General features: G+C 57.3%; 14 protein-coding genes and 2 pseudogenes. 6 read left to right on the top strand and 10 right to left on the bottom strand.

Annotated features, from left to right (window positions below; genetic code table 11):
* The first annotated feature begins 83 nt into the window (after window positions 1-83).
* Complete coding sequence (locus NO364_RS04190) at window positions 84-479, top strand: hypothetical protein (RefSeq protein WP_257628617.1); 396 nt, start codon at window positions 84-86, stop codon at window positions 477-479.
* 508 nt (window positions 480-987) lie between these two features.
* Window positions 988-1,374: pseudogene (locus NO364_RS04185) on the top strand (DUF8071 domain-containing protein); the annotation flags it as partial.
* Between the two features lie 60 nt (window positions 1,375-1,434).
* Here NO364_RS04185 and NO364_RS04180 read toward each other — a convergent pair.
* The 4 genes from NO364_RS04180 to NO364_RS04165 all read right to left on the bottom strand — a co-directional run bounded on the left by NO364_RS04180 (window position 1,435) and on the right by NO364_RS04165 (window position 4,767).
* Entirely contained in the window at window positions 1,435-2,445 is a 1,011-nt protein-coding gene (locus NO364_RS04180) for a hypothetical protein (RefSeq protein WP_257628615.1), read from the bottom strand.
* Window positions 2,446-2,555: 110 nt separating this feature from the next.
* Complete coding sequence (locus NO364_RS04175; RefSeq protein ID WP_257628614.1) at window positions 2,556-3,137, bottom strand: DUF8130 domain-containing protein; 582 nt, start codon at window positions 3,135-3,137, stop codon at window positions 2,556-2,558.
* On the bottom strand, window positions 3,134-3,889 hold the full coding sequence (locus NO364_RS04170; RefSeq protein ID WP_257628613.1) for an ABC transporter ATP-binding protein: 756 nt from the start codon (window positions 3,887-3,889) through the stop codon (window positions 3,134-3,136). Before NO364_RS04170 ends, NO364_RS04175 begins: the two co-directional genes overlap by 4 nt.
* The gene (locus NO364_RS04165; RefSeq protein ID WP_257628612.1) at window positions 3,886-4,767 is read right to left on the bottom strand and encodes an ABC transporter permease; all 882 of its coding nucleotides are present in this window, start codon (window positions 4,765-4,767) and stop codon (window positions 3,886-3,888) included. Before NO364_RS04165 ends, NO364_RS04170 begins: the two co-directional genes overlap by 4 nt.
* 540 nt (window positions 4,768-5,307) lie before the next feature.
* On the opposite strand from NO364_RS04165, the gene NO364_RS04160 reads away from it, so the two are divergent.
* Complete coding sequence (locus tag NO364_RS04160; protein ID WP_257628611.1) at window positions 5,308-6,252, top strand: hypothetical protein; 945 nt, start codon at window positions 5,308-5,310, stop codon at window positions 6,250-6,252.
* Window positions 6,253-6,497: 245 nt separating this feature from the next.
* Window positions 6,498-6,683, top strand: a pseudogene (locus tag NO364_RS04155) (hypothetical protein); the annotation flags it as partial.
* Here NO364_RS04155 and NO364_RS04150 read toward each other — a convergent pair.
* Entirely contained in the window at window positions 6,647-6,979 is a 333-nt protein-coding gene (locus tag NO364_RS04150; protein ID WP_257628610.1) for a DUF3784 domain-containing protein, read from the bottom strand. The pseudogene NO364_RS04155 and the gene NO364_RS04150 overlap by 37 nt on opposite strands.
* The gene (locus tag NO364_RS04145) at window positions 6,972-7,430 is read right to left on the bottom strand and encodes a hypothetical protein (protein WP_257628609.1); all 459 of its coding nucleotides are present in this window, start codon (window positions 7,428-7,430) and stop codon (window positions 6,972-6,974) included. The genes NO364_RS04150 and NO364_RS04145 overlap by 8 nt, the downstream gene beginning before the upstream one ends.
* A 202-nt stretch (window positions 7,431-7,632) precedes the next feature.
* Here NO364_RS04145 and NO364_RS04140 point away from each other — a divergent pair, with 202 nt between their 5' ends.
* Both NO364_RS04140 and NO364_RS04135 read left to right on the top strand, forming a co-directional pair.
* A complete protein-coding gene (locus NO364_RS04140) occupies window positions 7,633-7,950 on the top strand; it encodes a hypothetical protein (protein ID WP_257628608.1) in 318 nt (105 codons plus the stop codon).
* Window positions 7,951-8,125: 175 nt separating this feature from the next.
* On the top strand, window positions 8,126-8,302 hold the full coding sequence (locus NO364_RS04135; protein WP_251330625.1) for a hypothetical protein: 177 nt from the start codon (window positions 8,126-8,128) through the stop codon (window positions 8,300-8,302).
* A 175-nt stretch (window positions 8,303-8,477) separates the two neighbouring features.
* On the opposite strand, the gene NO364_RS04130 is transcribed toward NO364_RS04135, so the two are convergent.
* The 4 genes from NO364_RS04130 to NO364_RS04115 form a co-directional block, all read right to left on the bottom strand.
* Window positions 8,478-8,720: a hypothetical protein gene (locus NO364_RS04130; RefSeq protein WP_257628607.1), complete on the bottom strand. Its 243-nt coding sequence runs from the start codon at window positions 8,718-8,720 to the stop codon at window positions 8,478-8,480.
* 780 nt (window positions 8,721-9,500) lie between these two features.
* Entirely contained in the window at window positions 9,501-10,199 is a 699-nt protein-coding gene (locus NO364_RS04125) for a TIGR00266 family protein (RefSeq protein ID WP_257628606.1), read from the bottom strand.
* Between the two features lie 785 nt (window positions 10,200-10,984).
* On the bottom strand, window positions 10,985-11,308 hold the full coding sequence (locus NO364_RS04120) for a cupin domain-containing protein (protein ID WP_257628605.1): 324 nt from the start codon (window positions 11,306-11,308) through the stop codon (window positions 10,985-10,987).
* 176 nt (window positions 11,309-11,484) lie between these two features.
* Window positions 11,485-15,588: a PAS domain S-box protein gene (locus NO364_RS04115; RefSeq protein ID WP_257628604.1), complete on the bottom strand. Its 4,104-nt coding sequence runs from the start codon at window positions 15,586-15,588 to the stop codon at window positions 11,485-11,487.
* Window positions 15,589-15,886 lie beyond the last annotated feature (298 nt).

The following is a 15,886-nucleotide window of genomic DNA, read 5'->3' as shown; positions in this document are numbered from 1 at the left end:
GGCAGTCCAACAAGTGCGCGTGTGTCACAAACTAGGATTGTAGCGTCCCGCGATTTTTTGGGTTGAACGAACTTCGGAATAGTATGAGGCGTCGTACGTGTCTCTATCTGTGCGCTGGGATCCTCACGAGTGGGTGTCTCGGCCAGACAGACCAGCCGACGACGAAAATTGCCTGGATACACCTCGAGAATAACCGCGACGAAGCCCGTCACGTCACTGTCGTTATCGAGCGAAACGACGAGGAGGTGTTCAGAGAGACCTCCCAACTCGGTACCAGCGTTGAGCAATCAACGCGCAGGATAGACGACCCCGTGAAAGGAGCGGGACACTACACGGTTTATTTCGACATCGGCGACCAAGTGGTTCACCTTCGCCCCTCGGAATATGCAGACGTAACCGACCCCTGTGTCGGTATTCAGTACGCGTTTCGTGATCAAGAGACGACGGGATTCGAACTCAAACCCATCGGTGAGTGTTAAGTCTCCCCTCGGTCCGTGACGTCGAGTCCAGGCGAGTCTCGTGGCCGACTCGCGTGCTGTATTCGGCTTCGCCTTGACAAATTATCAGTGGTTGAGGATTCCAATAGAACCGATGGAAGGTAAATCGATAGACTACGACGAATGTTATAATCATCCAACCTTTGATAGGAGGATCACCCACAATATCGACTATGCAGATAGAATTCGATGGAACCACCGCTCACAATCGGCTACGAGCAATCTCTCGCTATTTGTTCGCCCTGTTTTGGTGGGTATACAGCGGTTGCTCGTGGGTAGCGGGGCAGACCAGAAACATGACTCGGGAGGTGCGACGCTGGGATGGCTCAGTAACGAGTACTCTGTCTGACTCTTTCAGCGCTGCTCTCGGGGCCGAGAGAACGAGACGTGTGCTGGAACGCGTGACGAATGGTCTCATCGGGATTCGCAGGGAGATCTCGGTCGTGGCCTTCCTGAGTGCACCGTTCCTCGCCTTTGGAACGAGTGGTGGGTCGTGACCAACTCCAGTTACCGCCACATCGAGTCGATGGCAGTCGGTACGTGGACGGGAGCGAATCCGGAACCGCTCGTCTTCGTAGGTGTTGCCACAATCGTTGCTGTTGCTACTCTGTTCACGGTCTTCAATTCAGGATTGATCCCAGCCACCCTCCTCGCGATGGCACCGACGTTCGGTATCGGATTCGCGCGCTATGGACTCTCGACCGAGTACTATGGCACAGTCGGAATCCCCGATGCGACAGCCATCGGTCTGATGACTGCTGTAGTGGTCGGTCTCCCACTGGGGGTGACGGGTTTCTTGATTGGTACCGTACTTCGACGAATCAGGGGACACTTCGAGGATCAGTCGGGAGCTGGCGAGGCGTCGATGCAGGCCTAGCCCTGAACAGGAAACCGATACACGTCGGAGAATTGCGGAAGACGTAACGAACGCTTCTGCTCACCAGCGTGGATACCAGGCCGCCTGTCCCGGCGTGTGGTAGTGCCACAGGTCATCGTCGAGCAGCCCCGACCTTCGCCACCTGAAGCGTCCATTTACCGTGTAACTGAACTGTTCTTCGACGGTGTCGGTGGTGATGACGGCACGCTGGCACGCCGTGAAGGACTGACGGGCAGCATCACTCTCGGGTGTGACTGCCTGTTCGACGACTCCATCGGAGCGCTTCGAGCGGTCGTCGATGTGGAGAGCGTCCACCGGCACGCCGCCGACTCCAAGGGTAGCAGATTCGACCTGTCCGTCAGCATGGGTGACGAGTCTGATCTGGTCGCTTCGATAGTTGCTGGCGTGTCTGGCTGTCGGGCCTGCGAAAATCGTCCCGGTGATATCGACGACGTAGCCGGCACCGCCGGCGTGTTTCGTTGCGCGAACGCGATCCCAGCGATCGAACCCGCCGACGTCGTTCACGCCGCGGATGCGCGAGATGCTGACCGGCTGTGTGTCCTCCGTGAATCGTTCTGAGTGCTCCGAACCGTTCTGCCGAAGCGTGCATTCCGGTCCAGTAGTCAGGAGAGCGTCGTCGAGTGCCCAGAGCAGGTCGTCCGGGACGTCGACACCGACGAACAGGTGGGTGTCGATACGGTCGCCGCTCGGGGTGGCAGCGACGACGGACGTTTCCGGACCCCAACTGTTGCGGGCGAAGCCGTACGAACGGCCATCGGCCGCGCATGCCTCCATCAGGGCTGCCTGTGCGTCGGCTCCAACGACTGCCGTGGCAGTCTCAGCCTGAAGAGAGTCGGTGATGGAATCGACGCTCGCATCGGCCGGATAGACCGCAACGTCGGCATTCGATGGGTCGGAGGTTCTGTCGAGGCTCTCGGCTCGTGACAGGGTGACTCCTTCAGCGGCGAATACCGTGTGGTTTCCGAGCTCGGATGGAGTGTTCCCATTCGTCGATGAGCCGTCTATCCATCCAGAACAGCCAGCAGACGTGCCAGCAGCTCCGGCTGCCATAGTCGCGAGGAGGGCGCGACGCGATAGCGGGGGCATTCGACTGCGAAAGTCGAGTAGACGACACGAAAGCGTTCGGGTTTCCGAGTAGGGCCCGTCTCAAGGTGCCACTCCTATATCGGCAATCGTCGTTTTTCTTCGATACCGAGACGGATCTGGTACTCGAGCGTTTCCCAGTCGTCACCCCTCGAATACCGTGAGTCTCGTCCATCGAACTTCTCCACGATGTAGTGCGTCCCCGCGCTTGGAAGGTCGTCGCCGCGAAGTTCATATCGTCTGCTGATACTCTCACCGGGATCGAGCGGTCGGGTTATCGGCGTCCCATTCAACGACATCGACGACCCGCCACGGTCGACTTCTACGTGGGTGGATGCCTCGTACGATGGGGAGTACAGCGTCGTCTTCCACGTGTCTTCGCCGGGTGTCGGCGACGGAGCGAGTGCGAGGACGCCGAATGGCCAGACGCCGTAGCTCCGGATTCGAATCGGGTCGTCGGCCGTGTTCTCCAGCGTGAGCGTGAGTGCAGCCGGATGTTCGATCGTCGCGCCAGCGACCGCGATGCGTACTGACAGCGAGAGCGAGTCCAGAGGCGTCTCCGTAGCCGTGTTGGTGATTCGATATTCGGTATCACCGAGACACCCGGAGAGACCAGCGATGGACACCGTACTCGCCGTCAAGAACGTTCGGCGCTTCATCGCGGCTCACCTCCGTCGTCGACACGGGCGTCGGTGAGTTCGACGAACACGTCTTCCATCGTCGCGTCCTCGGGAGATGCAGTCCGATTTCGGAGTTCGTCGAGCGTTCCCTCGGCAACTAACTGCCCCTCGTGAAGGACACCGATCCGGTCACAGACCAGTTCGACCTGCCCGAGAACGTGACTGGAGAAGAACACCGTTGCACCACGCTGGGTCTCCTCGTGGACGATTTCCCGCACTCGCCGGACGCCGTGTGGGTCGAGGCCGCTGAACGGTTCGTCCAGGATGAGTAGTTCGGGGTCGCCGACGAGCGCCATCGCGAGCGCCAACCGTTGCTCCATTCCACTGGAGAACTCACCCGCATCGTCGTCGACGGCATCTCCGAGTCCCACGCGTTCGAGGAGTGCTGCTGGATCGTAGTCGACGCGTTTCGTCTCTGCGACGAACGCGACGTGCTGACGGGCGGATCGGTCCTCGTAGAGACCAAATCGATCCGGAAGCACCCCGACTCGGTCGTGAACCTCGACGATGTCACGTCGTGGATTGCGACCGAGAACGCGAACCGTTCCTGCAGTCGGTCGCAGATAATCGAGCAGCAGCCCGATCGTCGTCGATTTGCCAGCACCGTTCGGGCCGAGAAATCCGTACGTTTCGCCGCCCTCGACTGTCAGATCGAGGCTATCGACGGCGCGAACGTCGCCGTACTCCTTAGTCACCGCGTTAGCTTCGATTGCGGGCCCTGACGAACTCATAATACGTCACCTCTGGTGAAGACACGGCGAGCGAGAGCCACCGGCACCACCACCCAGACGAGGAGGACGACTAGACTCAGTGCGGGATGGAGGTACCATGGACCGCCGCCGTCGAATGCCGCCTCGACGACGAAGGCGTTCACAGAGACACCTGGAGCGAGTTTGGTGTAGACGATGTGGAACAGTTCCGTCGAGTTGCCGACGTCGAGAAACCAGTTCGTCAGGACGTTATACGCGCCATCGGGGGTCAGTCTGAGCGCGAGAAAGAGCGGCCCACTCGCCGGCGCATCGTATGGGTCGACCGGAATGCCGGTGACGGCCGTATAGAGTGACGTGACGATCTGACTCCAGAACAGCGTCACGAGGAAGTACGCGAATACCCCTGCCGCGGCGGTCACGGTTCGTCGGGTGACCGTCGAGACGAACACGCCGACGGCGACCATCGCGCTGGCGAGTAACAGTGTTGCGACGAGCGTTCCGAGGAAGGGAAGCAGACCGAACGTGCCGTGTTCGACGAGGCCGATTGCGGCGAGAACGACCGTCGCCGCGACGATCGCCGTCCCGACGCCCACGAACCGCCCAGTCGTCTTCCCGAAGAGGATCTGTGTCCGCGTCAGCGGCAACCCAAGGAGGAATTTGATGCTACCAGTGGTTCGTTCACCGATGAGTGACTGATACGACAGGAGGAGGGCACCGATCGGAAGGAACAGGTCGACGCCGATCTGGATGTATCCGATGGTGATATTTCGTCCGACCGCGTCCCACCCGGCGTAGGTCGGTCGGAACCCCCAGAGGACGACGAGGAGAGCGAGTATCCACGCTCCCTTGGAGGTGAGGACTGTCCGGTATTCGCTGCGTGCAAGCGGGGACCACCGCATGGCTGGAGAGACAGCAAGCCGTCACAAAACCTCTGCTCTTGTACGCTCAGTGTCTGCTTTCGCCCCCGTCTTCGCGCGGGACCGCTGCCCCACCCATCACGACAACGTCCAATTCATTTTTACGCCGTCCGTTGGGCTACCCAGTATGCAGAGACGTGCCCTCCTCGCGTCACTACCGACCGTTCTCGCGGGCTGTTCGGTCGCGCCTGCGAGTCCCTCGACGACGGCGTACCCCGCAAGTCAACCGAACATCTTCGTTTCGTTCAACTGGGACAGTGATCGCTCGGAACTGGCCGTTCGATTCGAGCGGGGGAATCGGCTGACAGCAGCGAATACCGCGCTCCTCGTGGTGCGAACGGAGGCCGATACACTCCACCGAACGGTCTGGGTCGCGAGCGACGAGGTGTCCGATCGTGGCGACCCTGTCGATACCTTCCCCATTTCGCCGGGAGCGAGTGTGATTCACGAGATGCCAGAACCAGCCGCTGCACGCCTCGTGTGGGTCGCTCCGGACGGCAATCGCTCACGGGCGGTCGCCCAGTGGACCCCGCCGACCCAGTCGGCGACGCCCACATCCAGTTCAACCGACTCGACGACAGTCCCGCGGACGGGGAACACGGAATGAACCGACGGCAGTTTGTGACCGCTCTTGGCGGAACGACGGCACTGGCGACGAGCTACCTCGGTGCCCGGATCGGCGACATCCGTCTGTATTCCCCCGAACGACCGACGGGAGAGACGCCACGCGGGCGCATCATCGCTGCGGCCACCCACCGATTTGCGGTCGACCACCGGGCACTCACTAATATCGAAATCCGACGGGATTGGACTGACCAGGCGCCCTACGAGTTGGGTCGCCACCAACAGTGGCACGAACACTCTCGACGTCGGCATCTGCACGCGCTCACCACCTTCGACGCACCACTGCTGGCGAGCGTGACACCTGAACGGGCGCCCGGCCTAGAGTACCTCTCTCCGCATGGAACGCTGCCAGCCCTCTTGCACTACAACCGTGCGTTCGGTGCTGACTCGCTGCCGCTGACCTACGTGATGTACGTCACGGATGGGACGATACTGTACGATTTCGACGCACCGACGCCGAGTGGGGGCACAGCTGCAGGGGACATCCAGGTCACAGACCAGACTGGCCGGAGTGGCGTCGGAGTCAATCACGACAGCTCTGATCCGCTACTGCAAGAGTATATTCGCCCCCACCGGGCCACGTGGGAGCGTGTGCGTGAGAACGAAGCGACGGTCACGTTCCGTATTACTGCCCCCGATGCGTACGCCCAGGTGGTTCCACTGGCACTCACCGCCGTTACGGGATTTGTAGACCCGTTCATTGAGGTCACGCTCGATCGTGATACGGGTCGCCTTCGAAAGGTGGTCGATCATCGAGACGTCTTCGTCGACGTCTGGCCTGACGAAGCGAGAGGGTCACCACAGACCCATGCTTCACAGGAAACTATTGATTCGAACGCGTAGGACAGTGGAAATGCGGCGAATAGGGAGACGAAGATCGTGAGGTTTCGTTGGCTCGTTGCCCAATTCATCACTCTGGATCCAAATCTTGTGGAGGGCATGTGCGTGAGTGGTGCTACCGAAACGTAAAATAAGTCAGGTTGAACGTGTCCCGAGACCTGCTACCGCAGGCGACCGCTACCGATGTACGCGAGACTGAGGCTGCCTAGGAGAATCAACCCACCAATACGATATCCGGGAGTGAGAAGATTCGGTCTCGCGGCCTCGAAGAAGTAGGAGTGGGATACTCCGAATCAACACCTGTGGAGACTGCGCTCCCTGTGGATGCGTCCACATCTGCAAAGCGCGTCGTGGAAGTTGTGACTGGTCCACAGAGCGTCTATGGTCCGGTGGCGCTTCAGTTAGTGTTGTTCCGTTCGGAAGTGGACTCGTAGCGGCGAGCACCCCGGATCATTCGGACGGCGATAACAACGATGGCGAGCACGAACACGATCCAGTACCACTCGCTGTCGACGGTCGACGGCTGAAGTTCCAGCACACCGACGCAGACCGTTAGGACCGCCACGTAGAGTGCGTTCGTGCCAATGAAGTCAGCTAGACCCTCTTCGTCTGTAACCTTCTCGGGGTCGTATCCAGCGATCAAGCCCACCACACCCACGTACTTGATCAGTACGCCGAGGACACCAACGAAGATTCCCGCTCCGATCGCAGACGGCGCGTCTTCAGTCATGGGACTGCTGAGACACCACTTTCTCTCGGAGTCGTTCGATACTTGATCTGCCGAGATATCCAACGGCGAACCCGACGGTTCCGATGATGAGGGTCGCGATGCCGAGCACCGCCAATCCGACCGGGTCGAAGAGGAAGGCGAACTGCCCGTCGAGCGAGTGACTCGAGAGCTCGAGGAACGCCCAGTCGGCCCGAAAGCCGATGTAGGCCGCGAACAGGCCGAGCCACGCGATGACCAGTCCACCACGTCGAGCCCCGACGCCAACGGCGACGAGGAAGCCGACGAGTGTCGCCGCTGCCGGCAGGACGATCACACCACCAGTCACCTGAAAGATTCCGAGCGCGTACGCACCGAATGTCCCGGTGAGGATCGTGAGGATAACGAGGACATTGAGCAGTCGCTGAAAGCGACTGCGTGGACGGCCGACGAGTACTCTACGGAGGGGGACCATATTCTCGGTTCCAGAGCGAACGGGAAAAGTGCTGTCTCGTCTATTGTTCGTTCGTGTGGCATCCACTTTTTGACACTGATCGTGTTTCTCCCGGTTAGTCGGTGATCCGGTACTGAATTCTGGTCGTGATTCGATCGGTTCTCGGCTCATCTTCGTTCGTGACTCATCAAAAATTTTTGTCAGTCCCGATTGACGACTCCGTATGGCCCTCCCCGCAGTGCTCGGAGTTCCAGATTCGACACTCGGTATACTTCTTGGACTCGCCTGGTTGGTCGTTCTCGTTTTCGCCGTGTACCAATACGCGAGCGGCAATCGATCACAGCAACAGTTCTATATGGTGGCGTGTATGGGTTCGTTCTGGCTGGCGTACAGCCTGTTACAGGTTTCGACTGCCCTCTCGGGGACAGCGGAGATCGGTGTCGTGGGTTTCGCCGCTGGAGCGTTCCTCGCCGGTGTCGTTGCCGGTCTGCGATGGCGGGACAGTCGCAGTTCGGATACGGACGACGATGTCGTTGTTTGAGAGAGTCGAACCGAGAGTGGATGACCCACCGTACAAGAGGGCGGGGGATGTTGGTCGTAGTGCCGCATCTCCTGTCGACCTGAAGCAGTTTTGGGCAAGTCTGCACCTATACTGTCCAACCGTGCAACTTCAGGCATATCACAATCGTAATACTATCTGATACATTAACCAGATCATGGACCGGACGGAATTCTTTCTCGCTCTGATCGTTTTCTTACTGGCCGTGCAGATCTACGAAAGGGGGGACGGTCATACGCCTGAATTCATCGTCATTCCAGTGATGATGATACTTTTCCTACTCCCGATTTACGTCGTCAGTGCTGCGATAACCGAGAACGTTCTCGACGGATGATTCCTCTGTACTGGCTCTATTGAAATCCTTGAGAGGTGCTATGTTTTGGAGTGCGTGCTGACTATAGAGTGCGTATCTTGCACTCCAAGTGCTAGCAGTTCCAGCAGTCGAGTCATAGGATTATGTAGCAGTCGCTTAATCATAATCTCTAATAATGAATGACTGATACAGATGATCAAAGATACGGAAGCAGTACAATCATCAGAAGAGATAGCACACCGACAATAACCATAGATGCAATAACACGACTTGCAAGAGTACTCATTTCCTCGTCAGGGATAGCTTCAGGCTGAAAAATGCCGGAGAGAATCCCACCACCAAAACACGTCAGCGTGACAGCTAGAATTCCCATCAGCAATGAAACAATCCCTGATTGAGAAATAGCAGTATGTCCCCACCAGAGACCGATTAAAATCATTGGGAACGCAAATCCTGTACGACGGTTCATATGTACTATACTAACTCTATCTTTTGCTGCCGGTTCCTAAACAGGGGAGGTCATAGTTTCGCACCCGAAAACATTGATAGCCACATATTTTATTACTTGCTAAAACCTCTGTTTCAGTCACCCGGTTGTCTATCAACTACTGGATAGAATGATTCGCCGAGTGATGAATACAAGGCGCGTGTCTTACGCGAGCCCTAGTGGATTGGTTCTACATCGATGTGATTTTTGAGTTAGTGAGCTGGTCTCGATGGGGGAGTCCGACCACTCACTCTCGGAACCAACTCGGACAAATCCGGTTGGATTGAGATCCTCGTTGCTCCGGTAGTAGTGCGCCTTGATGTGCGACATATTGCACGTTTCTGCAACGCCCGAATGCTGGTAGATATCGCGGGCGTAGTCTCAGAGCTGCCCTCACTACAGAATCATCAGAGGCATCCACAACTGACTCAGGAAGTTCTGAACGACAAGGAGATTCACCGGGAACCGAAATCGAATCAGATAGCGATGAGACTGGGTATAGTGAGTCCGATTACTCGATCTGAACGACTCACAGTGTTAGATGAACGAGAGTGATCACTCACTACCGTTTCAACTTTTTTACTGACACGTTCGGTTGTTAGTATTCTCTGCTAACTGCTCAGCAAACAGGTTAGATTGCTCCGGACTACCGCATGAGGTCGCGTAGTAGTTTACGTCCACAAATTTTGGTCGCCGCTGCACCACCGGCTTATACTGCATTCAGGCAACCATTTATTCCAACTCAATGCCGTTGCCTGAGTCCTGATTCGGCAGTCGCGGAGCGATGACCTCCACCAGTGAGTCTATATCACGGGTCTGGTACCACGCTGTCCCAGGGCCAGTAAACTCGAAGACAAGCCCTTCACCACTCAACAGCGTTGATTTTAGATCGCCAACCCGTCGAGTGGAGTACTCGATCGTGTCATCCCACGCGATAAGATGCTCGTTATCCAGAACGTACGATTCGCCTGCGGCCAACTCTAATTTTTCAAGGCCGCCGTAGGCGTCAATAAAGACTGTGCCGCTACCTTTCAGTGCGAGCGGCGTGATCCCGGCCCCGCTGAGCATCGATTTGAGACCACCGACCTCCGAATCGATATCAATACCTTCTGTTCCGGCGACAAACGCCCCGTCAGTCGAATACAGTGTTTCATTCCTGAGTTCGTGGGCCATCATGTCTCCTGGTGTTGGCGGTGCCAGGGTAACCTGTCCTGACCCCTCTCTGGCAACGAACGTGTTGGTAAACATCGATTCGCCGCCCAGCATCGATTTAGCTGAGCTGAGCAACCCATCGCGGCTCGTTTCAGTCTCGACATCAACAGTCGTCGAGTGACCGACCATCGCACCGGGTTCAGCGATGATTGATTCACCCTGTTGTAGTGAGACGGTCAAGTGCGTGTACGACGGTCGGTGTGAGAATTCGTAGTCCATTGGTGGTATTTCGATCGGTTATCAGTCCGCAATTGGAGCCGTCTGTTCAGGATCGAACTCGGAGTCGTCTACAGTGGCGGAGTCATCACGCCAGCGGCGAAGGCTATACACTACAGTGAGTGCCACAGCGGTTATGCCAGCTATCTGCTTCCTGTTGAATCTCATCTGCAGGTAATCGATTGAAATGTAGGGATATATACTGTGTACCACCGTTTCAGCCAAAGCAACAGCGAACAGACAGCGAGCCAATTGCGTGGTTGCACTGCATACTCCTCGGCTAACTCTACGAGGTTATCGGTCTGCATCAACCGGTGTATGCCGAAACTACAGGGCCAACATATCGAACGCGAGTACCCCAACAACAGGTATGGTATTGGCTACCACCGCTGAAACTAACGTTGTGTCAGGGATCGCTGTGTGCAGAGGAGACTGCGTTTCGATTGGTTCCATGGTCATTTGATCACATCAATGACGCCCCTCATATCCTCGTGTGACTCGGAGTGATACCGTGTCACGCCGCTGTCCTCGAATGTGTGTGAACGTTGCACTCTGTTCAGTATGGTACCCGCTCGCGAACGACCCATCCTTGGCAACGACGTCATCCCACAGTGGCTCGCAGATGAAAACGTCGGCCACACACAGGGCTCAGTGCTCACGGCCTTCGTTGGCCAGATCGCAGCTACATCGGGTGAGGCAATTCAACTCACCGATTTAGGTTAGGACGATTTCACTACTATTGACTGGAATCTGTCTCGGATACAACTTGATATCAAGACGGCTGAGCCTTACTCAGCCGATCCCTTAGCTGGAGCGTACAGCACAGTCATAACAAGTTTGTCTTCAAAGTCAAGGAACTGATGATCGGTTCCCGGTTCAAGATGGATCACGTCACCCGCAGAGACATCGCGGGTCTCTCCCTCAACGTTGAGTTTTGCGTTCCCGGAGTCAACATGATAGATCTCATCTTCGCCGTGGGCATGCATCGGATCCTCATCGCCCTCCTCAAAGGTCATTATTTCGAGGCTGACGGCATCAGTTCGAAGTTTTTCAATTGACTCTTCATCATCCGATACGTCTGCTGCAGCATCGCTTACGGTAAAGGATTCCATACAGAATACAATTAGGTACCGATAGGTTTAGTCTGTCCGGCTTGAGTCAAGACGAACAGTTTGGCTGCGTACAGACCGAGTCTACACCCCATCATAACAAGCGAAACCTACCCGTTGTTTTCTACCAAATCCCTATGATATTTGATCCGTCATACAAGATGCAAGGCGCGAGTCGGTCACGCACCTTTCTCAACGCCGGTGATGTCGAACCGGGCCCCGCCCTCCTCGCTCTCAGTGATTGCAACCTCCCACCCGTGCGCGACGGCAATCTGCTCGACGATCCGCAGGCCGAATCCGATCCCGTCCTCGTTCGTCGAGTATCCTGCATCGAATACGTCCTCGCGGTCGGCTTCGGGGATGCCGGGGCCCGAGTCCGCGACGTAGAAGCCGTCGTCTACCGCGCCGACGGACACTATCACGTCTTCGCCGCCGTGTTCGACTGCGTTCCGGTAGAGGTTCTCGAACAGTTGCTGGAGCCGGCTCCGGTCGGCTGCGATGACCCCTGACTCGTCAGCGTCGAGTGTCGCTTGTCGCGTCTCCACAGTTTGCCAACTCCTCTCTGCCACCTTTGCAATCTCCACAGGTTCAGTCTCGTCCACCCTGTCGCCCTCTCGTGCCAGCGTCAACAGGTCGTCGATGAGTGCCTGACTCCGGTCGATGGCATCGGTTGCCCGGGCCAGATGGTCACTCTCGCAGGTCTCCGCGGCCAGTTCGAGATGCCCCTCGGCTACGCCAAGTGGACTCCGCAAGTCGTGGCTGACGATGCTTGCGAACTCGTCGAGCCGCTCGTTCTGGCGTTTGAGTTCCCGTCTGTTCTCAGTCTGGTCAGTAATGTTCTGTGACACGGCCATCGCATAGGTGACCTCTTCTTGACCCACCTCCACAGGAACTATTTGAACCCGGTAGTGTTCGCCCTGGTACTCCTGTTCGAACGTGTGGCTCTCTCCGGCCAGAACGTTCTCGATGGTGCCGACGAGTTCCTCGGCGATTTCGGGTGGATACCGGTCCCGTGGTGTGGTCTCCTCAATCTCTTCGAGAGACAAACCAACCTCAGATAATTCACTTCCACCAGCACGGACGACTCGAAGGTCGGTATCGTACAGGAAAATAGCGCCGGCGGGATAACTCTCGATCAGTGTCTGGTACTGGCTGTTGACCGCTTCTAGCTTCCGCTCTCGTGCTTTCTGGTCGGTGATGTCCCGGAGTGTCCCGACTGATCCATCGAATTGGTCTCCCCCGTACGGAAGGACGCCCATATGATCTTCACAGACAATCGGGTCGCCCTCGCGGGTGTGGATCGTCACTTCGAATATAACGGTTTCCGGGCCGGCACTCGACAGTAACCGTCCTAGTTCCTGCTCGGCCCGCTGGACGGCTTCCTCGTCTTTGATTAGCGACGGCGTGTTCCCGAGAATTGTCTCCCGGTCGTAGCCAACCAACTCCACGAACTCGTCGTTGACGTACCTGAACTGCCCCTCCTCGTCGAGCACGTACACCGCATCGCTGAGTGCCTCGATGATCGTCTCGTACTCTTCTAATTCAGTCTTACGTTGCTCGCGGTCGGTAACATCCTGAAACTTCGAAAAGACTGACTGGACGTCACCATCTGCGTCGGTGACGACACGGTTGTACCACTCGCAGGTGATTACCTCGCCGTCCTTTCGGACATTTCGATTGAGTTCGTACTCTCCGCCATCGGCATCGAGGAGTGACTCTACGGTGTCGCGCATGTGGTCGCGGTCTTCGTCGGCGATGACCACTTTCCACGGCTCCTGGCGTAGTTCCGCTTCACTGTACCCGAGGAGTGATTCGGCTTGCTCATTCAATCGTTCGAACCGGAGTTCGTCGTCCCATTGGACTGCCCCGAGCGGGGATTCCTCGAAAAACAGCGAGAGTTGTTGTTGTCGCTGCCGCGCCGTCTGTTCGCGCTCAACGCGGTCGAGTGCTGCGACGAGAGTCCCCGCCAGCAGTCCCCCGAGCGTGAGGTCCCGTTGGTCGAACGCTGCTCGCTTCTCGGAGCCGGCGATCAGGATTCCATGGTCCGCAAGTGGCAGATACAAATGGCCCCCGAGATTCGTTTCGGAGTCGTGGACATCCGGATCCTGTTGGACGTCTGCGATCACTGCCGGCTCGCCGTTCCGGTAGACTCGTCCCGCGATACTATCCGCCACTGGCAGGGGTGATGTCTCTCCGATGAGCGACGCCACTTCATCAGTCTGTGCCATGGGTACTAACCGCGTGTCGTCGGCCTCGGAGATGTGGATGGCGTTTGCCTGGAGGTCAAGGACGTCACTGGCGGCCTCGACCCCGATGTTGGCGACCTCCTGCTTGGTTTCTGCCGTCAGCAGTGCCTGTGTGGCTCGGTTCAATTCGGTCAACCGCCGTTCCCGTGTTTTTTCGCCGGTGATATCCCCGATGTAGCCACGTAGTACGCTGCCGGTTTCACTCTCGGAGACGCGCTCACCTCGGGCGATGATCCACCGCTGTTCTCCATCGAGCGTGGTGAGTCGCACCTCCATCTCGTATGGCTCGCCTGTTTCGAGACAGTTGTTGAACCGGTCGGCGAGCAGGTCTTGGTCATCAGGATGAACAGCGTCAAGCGCCTCCTCAAGCGTGAGACTTGCCTCCGAATCGAGCCCGTAGAGCCGGCGTGTTCCATCCGTTATGATAAGCTGTTCACTCTCAGAATCGTACTCCCACGCGCCAGCGTCGGCCAACTCCTCCATGTTCGACAAGAGGTCATGGGTCCGTTCTAGTTCCTGCTGGCGTTCTTTACGATCGGTAATGTCACGACTGGTGACGACGTATCCTTCGACGGCCGGATTGGTGAGTTGGTCACTTCCATTTGACTCCATCCAGTGCCAGGTACCGTCAGCGTTGCGAGCACGGTACTGGATGCCTTTTGGCGTTCTATCAGAATTATTCACCCACGCCTCGAATTCGTTGCTAACACGCTCGTGGTCCTCTGGATGGATGTATTCCCATACCTGCTCGCCAATCGTCTCCGCGGGGTCGTGTCCCAAGATCCGTTCCAGCGATGGGCTCTGGTACTGATAGACCCCCTCGGCATCAACAACCGAAATAATGTCGTTGGATTCCTCGACGAGCGCCTGGAACCGGCGTTCGCGCCGTTTGCGCTCGGTGAGGTCCCGTCCGATTCCGACCAGTCCAGTCGTACTCCCATCGGCGTCGGTCAGACGCGCCCCGGTGAACTCGTAGGGGCGACGCTCACCGTCGGCAGTGAGCAGGTCGGCCTCGACAGTGACTGTTTCACCCGAAACGGCCAACTGGATCGCGTCGGCAATTGTTTCGCGGTCGTCCTCGGGGAACAGTTCGATCGCCCGCATATCGGCCAGCTCCGAGTCAGCGTACCCCGTCGTTTGCGGGACCTGGTTGTTCCACCGTCGGAGGGTGCCGTCTGTGTCGATCACGTAGAACAAGTCATCTAATGTATCGAGTGCCTGTTCGATGAACTGTTGTTTCTCTCTGAGCTCCCGTCGACGTTTTGTGCGTTCAGTAACGTCGTGGACTGCACCCCGAAGAGCGGTGACGTCGTCGTTCTCGGTTGCTGGCGTGATGGTCACGTCCACGAGGCGTTCGTCGCAGTCCAGCGTCTGGAGACGCCAGGTGCCATACGTTTCTTCGCCGGTCTCGGCTGCCCGGGTAACGGTCTGTCGGACGTCCGCCTGGTCGTCCGGGTGGTAGAGTTCGATCGCTTCCTCCAGCGTAATCTGAGCGTCGTCGGACAATCCGACGAGTCGGTGAGTGCCGTCAGTCAGCAGGAGGTCACCGCTGTCCACGTCGATTTCAAACCCACCCGTCTCACCAGCAAACTCCGTTAATCGCATCAGCTGTTCCTGTCTGTCGGCCCGTTGGCTCTCGCGTCGTGCGTGGACGGCGTTGCGGATCCGGTTGGCCAGCAGTTCGTACTGTTCGGACCCTGACCCCTTTTGCAGATAGTCGGTGACGTCCGCAGAGATAGCATCGCTGGCGACGGCCTCACTGCCTTTGCCGGTAAACAGAATGAACGGCAAATCAGGGTGCTCTTCCCGGACAGCCTGCAGGAATTCGATCCCATCCATCCCGGGCATGTTGTAATCTGAGACGACACAATCAGGCGGGCGGTCGTTGATTCTCTCCAGTCCCTCGTCGGCGCTGGTCGCTGTCTCGACAGCGAACCGGTTGTCCTCGCGTTCGAGAAACGTCCCTGTCAGATCCGTGATTGAGGGGTCGTCATCGACGTGGAGAATCCGAATCTTTTGGTGAGAACTGAGTTGCATGATACACAGACGTGTGACCATCATCAAAAATGTGTTGTGGCATTATAAGAACTGAAATTGGTCTTGTCGATACGGGAGATTAATTCATAATCAAGTATTTGAAATAAAACGCTCTGGTGCTGACTTTGCGCTCTGAGTCGGTCACCGCATTTCTGACAGAGATCAAGTAGTTATCGAAGGCAGTGCTGCATACAGCGCGCGTATTCAGCATTGCTATACCCTCTCAACGGATGTCCTCGCCCGATAAATGGCGCCGTTCAGAATCCGCGCTCGGTAAACGCTTCCTGTACCTGTTCGT

The sequence above is a fragment of the Haloplanus salinarum genome (assembly GCF_024498175.1).
GTDB lineage: Archaea > Halobacteriota > Halobacteria > Halobacteriales > Haloferacaceae > Haloplanus > Haloplanus salinarum.
Note: the sequence above shows the minus strand (reverse complement) of the source record. Positions and strands in the feature narration are given on the sequence as shown.

Coding starts and splice junctions, on each gene's coding strand:
- NO364_RS04190 (WP_257628617.1), top strand. CDS start 84: ATGAGGCGTCGTACGTGTCTCTATCTGTGCGCTGGGATCCTCACGAGT.
- NO364_RS04150 (WP_257628610.1), bottom strand. CDS start 6,979: ATGACTGAAGACGCGCCGTCTGCGATCGGAGCGGGAATCTTCGTTGGT.
- NO364_RS04130 (WP_257628607.1), bottom strand. CDS start 8,720: ATGATTTTAATCGGTCTCTGGTGGGGACATACTGCTATTTCTCAATCA.
- NO364_RS04170 (WP_257628613.1), bottom strand. CDS start 3,889: ATGAGTTCGTCAGGGCCCGCAATCGAAGCTAACGCGGTGACTAAGGAG.
- NO364_RS04135 (WP_251330625.1), top strand. CDS start 8,126: ATGGACCGGACGGAATTCTTTCTCGCTCTGATCGTTTTCTTACTGGCC.
- NO364_RS04180 (WP_257628615.1), bottom strand. CDS start 2,445: ATGGCAGCCGGAGCTGCTGGCACGTCTGCTGGCTGTTCTGGATGGATA.
- NO364_RS04140 (WP_257628608.1), top strand. CDS start 7,633: ATGGCCCTCCCCGCAGTGCTCGGAGTTCCAGATTCGACACTCGGTATA.
- NO364_RS04120 (WP_257628605.1), bottom strand. CDS start 11,308: ATGGAATCCTTTACCGTAAGCGATGCTGCAGCAGACGTATCGGATGAT.
- NO364_RS04165 (WP_257628612.1), bottom strand. CDS start 4,767: ATGCGGTGGTCCCCGCTTGCACGCAGCGAATACCGGACAGTCCTCACC.
- NO364_RS04125 (WP_257628606.1), bottom strand. CDS start 10,199: ATGGACTACGAATTCTCACACCGACCGTCGTACACGCACTTGACCGTC.
- NO364_RS04115 (WP_257628604.1), bottom strand. CDS start 15,588: ATGCAACTCAGTTCTCACCAAAAGATTCGGATTCTCCACGTCGATGAC.
- NO364_RS04175 (WP_257628614.1), bottom strand. CDS start 3,137: ATGAAGCGCCGAACGTTCTTGACGGCGAGTACGGTGTCCATCGCTGGT.
- NO364_RS04145 (WP_257628609.1), bottom strand. CDS start 7,430: ATGGTCCCCCTCCGTAGAGTACTCGTCGGCCGTCCACGCAGTCGCTTT.